This is a genomic window from Mycobacterium sp. (genome assembly GCF_049683935.1).
Taxonomy (GTDB): Bacteria; Actinomycetota; Actinomycetes; order Mycobacteriales; family Mycobacteriaceae; genus Mycobacterium.
The window spans coordinates 1-3,401 of sequence record NZ_JBAUJR010000057.1 but is presented as its reverse complement, the minus strand read 5'-3'; the positions used below and the strand labels follow the sequence as shown (position 1 = coordinate 3,401).

The window sequence follows — 3,401 nt, the reverse complement described above, 5'->3', positions numbered from 1 at the left end:
GTCCTGCCCGCCGACGCGTTGCGCACCGGCGCTGGTCTCGGCGCTCACCGCCCACCCGGCTGCCGCATCCGTGCGCTGTTGCCACAGGTCGGAAAGGCCCGAGAGGGTCGGCGACGTCAGCGCGCGGTCGGTGGCCAACAGCCTGAGCTGCTGGTTGAGGGTGACGTTCGGCAGCGCCGAGAGCTGCGACTCGATGGGCGCGAGGTCGTCCTGACGCAGGATGACCGCGGTGACCGGTGTGCCCGCCGCGGCGTCGAGGTCACGCGTCAACGACTCGGGCGTGATGCCCGAGGCGATCGGATTGAGAAGTGCTGCAACAGCATTCACGTCGACACCCGCGGCGATGTCGACCAGGGTGACGATGTGCTGGGTGAGCAGTTCTCCCCCGGTGCGGTCGAGGACCCGCGCCGCGGGCTGCGGGACCAGCGTGCTGTAGCTCAGCGGCCCCTGGTCGAGTCCGGGAGCGACGGTGGTCGGGTTCCACCGGATGCGCCAGTCGTCGCCGTCGGCGGTCGCCGCCCCGTTCGTGGAGTAGGTCCACTCGTCGCGACCGTCGGGGCCGAACTTCCACGTGGCGTCCAGGGTGAACGTCGCCGCGCCGTCCTGCTCCTCGGCGGTGCCGGCGTCGACGCTGACGTCCTTGCCGAGGCTGGCGAACAGTGCACCGAGAGTGTCGGTTGCCGCAGGCTCGTCGGTGGTCAGTGCCGCGGCGCGGGCGGCGTCACCGCTGCTCAGCGCCTCGGCGAAGGACTGCACCGTGGAGTTGAGGCGGTCTTCGGAGTCGCTGCAGCCGGCGAGGACCAGCAGTAGCGACAAGAGGACCGCCAGCGGCGCACGTGCGAGGGATCGGGACTTCGACCGTGGTGTCACGGTCGTCGAACGTACCCGCTGTCAGCGTGGCGGACGGATCTCTCGCGGCAACGCGAACACGAGTGTCTCGTTGGCCGTGGTGACCGGCTGCACCGTGCCGAACCCGTATTCGGCCAGCCTGTCGAGAACTCCGCGAACGAGTACCTCGGGCACCGATGCGCCGGACGTGACGCCGACGGTGGTGACACCCTCCAGCCACGCCGGGTCGAGATCCTCGGCGTAGTCGACGAGGTAGGACGCGTTCGAGCCGGCACCGAGCGCCACCTCGACCAGTCGCACCGAGTTCGACGAGTTCTTCGACCCGACGACGATGACGAGTTCGCACTCCGGCGCCATCGCCTTGACGGCGACCTGGCGGTTCTGGGTCGCGTAGCAGATGTCGTCACTCGGCGGATCCTGCAGCGTCGGGAACTTCTCCCGCAGCTTGCGCACGGTCTCCATGGTCTCGTCGACGCTCAGCGTGGTCTGGGACAGCCAGATCACCTTGTTCACGTCGCGCACGGTCACCTTGTCGACCGATTCCGGGCTGTCGACCACCTGGACGTGCTCGGGAGCCTCGCCGGCGGTGCCGACGACCTCCTCGTGTCCCTCGTGACCGACGAGCAGGATGTCGTAGTCGTCGCGGGCGAAGCGCTTGGCCTCGTTGTGCACCTTGGTCACCAGCGGGCAGGTGGCGTCGATCGTCTGCAGATTGCGCTCGGCGGCCTCGACGTGCACCGTCGGTGCGACACCGTGCGCGGAGAACACCACGATGGCGCCTTCGGGAACCTCGTCGGTCTTCTCGACGAAGACCGCCCCGGCCTTGGCCAGCGTGTCCACGACGTAGCGGTTGTGCACGATCTCATGGCGCACGTACACCGGAGCGCCGTGCTTCTCGAGAGCGCGCTCGACGGTCTCGACTGCGCGGTCGACCCCGGCACAGTACCCGCGGGGCTCGGCCAGCAGCACTCGCTTGCCGGAAACCTGGCCGGCGACCGAGCTGGCCGCCCCCGGAATCCCCATGTTGATAGTCGTCGGCATGAGTCCAAGGGTACTGACCCGCCGCCCTCCCCGCCCAGCCGTAGGCTGAGGACCATGGCAACAGCACCGTATGGGGTCCGTCTGCTGGTCGGTGCGGCGGTGACCGCCCTCGAGGAAACCCGCAAGCTCCCCCAGACCATCCTGATGTATCCGATGACCGTGGCGAGCCAGCTCGCGCAGATGGTGATGAAGATGCAGCAGGATGTCGCCGACTTGGTCAACAAGGGCGATGAGACGATCGACTCCCTGTTCCCGCCCAAGGACGAGCAGGCCGCGTGGGCGACGTTCGACGACGAGGTCGGCACCGACGACTCCCCCGGCGCCGACGTGGTCGACCTGCCCGTGCGCGACGGTGAGCGGCTGACCGAGGGGCGTTTCGCGCTGTTCAGCGGCGAGCCGGAGACCCCCAATGCGACACCGTCCCCGGAGCCGGTGGCATCGGCGCCCGGCGCTACTCCCCAGATCGTCACCGACCTCGGCTATCAGGATCTGACGCTGGCCCAGTTGCGTGCCCGGTTGACGACACTGCGGGTCGCCGACCTCGAGGCGCTGCTCAGCTACGAGGAGTCCACGAAGGCGCGCGCTCCGTTCCAGACCCTGCTGGCCAACAGGATCACCCGCGCCTCGGCGAAGTGACGGAGCCCGAGCAAGGCAAGTCCGCCGACAATCCGTGGCCGGTGCGGGCCGTCGCCACTCGCCTCGCCAAGTACATCGACCGGCTCGGCACGGTGTGGATCGAAGGCCAACTGACCGAGCTGAAGGTGCGCCAGAACACCGCGTGGATGGTGCTGCGTGATCCCGCCGCCGACATGTCGCTGACCGTCAGTTGCCCGCGCGACCTGGTGACCAACGCCCCGGTGCAGCTCTCCGAGGGCACCCAGGTGATCATGCACGGCAGGCCGCAGTTCTACACCCGCAACGGATCCTTCAGCCTGCGCATCAGCGAGATTCGAGCCGTCGGGCTCGGCGAGCTGCTGGCCCGCATCAACCGGCTGCGCCAACTGCTCGACGCCGAAGGCCTTTTTGATCCGCGGCTGAAGCGGCCGATCCCGTTCCTGCCCGACACCATCGGGCTGATCACCGGACGCGCGTCGGCGGCCGAACACGACATCGTCGCCGTCGCGACCAATCGCTGGCCTGCGGTGCGGTTCGCGCTGCGCAACACCGTGGTCCAAGGCCCGAGTGCGGTGCCCCAGATCGTCGAGGCGCTGCGGGCGTTGGATGCCGATCCCGAGGTCGACGTCATCGTGCTCGCGCGCGGCGGCGGCAGCGTCGAGGATCTGCTGCCGTTCTCCGATGAGACGCTGTGCCGGGAGATCGCCAGATGCACTACTCCGGTCGTCAGCGCGATCGGCCACGAGCCGGACAACCCGCTGTGCGACCTCGTCGCGGACCTGCGGGCGGCCACGCCCACCGACGCCGCCAAGCGGATCGTGCCCGACACCGCGGCCGAACAGGCGCTGGTGACCGATCTGCGGCGGCGCAGCGCACGCGCGCTGCGCAACTGGGTG

The 3,401-nt window shown here is 69.1% G+C and carries 4 protein-coding genes; 2 read left to right on the top strand and 2 right to left on the bottom strand.

Annotated features, from left to right (window positions below; all coding sequences use genetic code 11):
* Positions 1-870 (bottom strand): NTF2-like N-terminal transpeptidase domain-containing protein (locus WA965_RS03255; protein ID WP_526447059.1); only part of this gene is annotated, 870 nt, incomplete at its 3' end.
* Between the two features lie 21 nt (positions 871-891).
* Positions 892-1,890, bottom strand: coding sequence for a 4-hydroxy-3-methylbut-2-enyl diphosphate reductase (locus WA965_RS03250; RefSeq protein ID WP_526300122.1), 999 nt, complete (start codon positions 1,888-1,890; stop codon positions 892-894).
* A 54-nt stretch (positions 1,891-1,944) separates the two neighbouring features.
* On the opposite strand from WA965_RS03250, the gene WA965_RS03245 reads away from it, so the two are divergent.
* Together WA965_RS03245 and xseA are read left to right on the top strand one after the other, a co-directional pair.
* The gene (locus WA965_RS03245; RefSeq protein WP_526300120.1) at positions 1,945-2,526 is read left to right on the top strand and encodes a lipid droplet-associated protein; all 582 of its coding nucleotides are present in this window, start codon (positions 1,945-1,947) and stop codon (positions 2,524-2,526) included.
* Positions 2,523-3,401 (top strand): exodeoxyribonuclease VII large subunit (xseA, locus tag WA965_RS03240; protein ID WP_526447057.1); only part of this gene is annotated, 879 nt, incomplete at its 3' end. The genes WA965_RS03245 and xseA, both read left to right, overlap by 4 nt.

Bases quoted from the DNA above. Each gene is read 5' to 3' on its own strand.
- WA965_RS03245 (WP_526300120.1), top strand. From the start codon at position 1,945: ATGGCAACAGCACCGTATGGGGTCCGTCTGCTGGTCGGTGCGGCGGTG.
- WA965_RS03250 (WP_526300122.1), bottom strand. From the start codon at position 1,890: ATGCCGACGACTATCAACATGGGGATTCCGGGGGCGGCCAGCTCGGTC.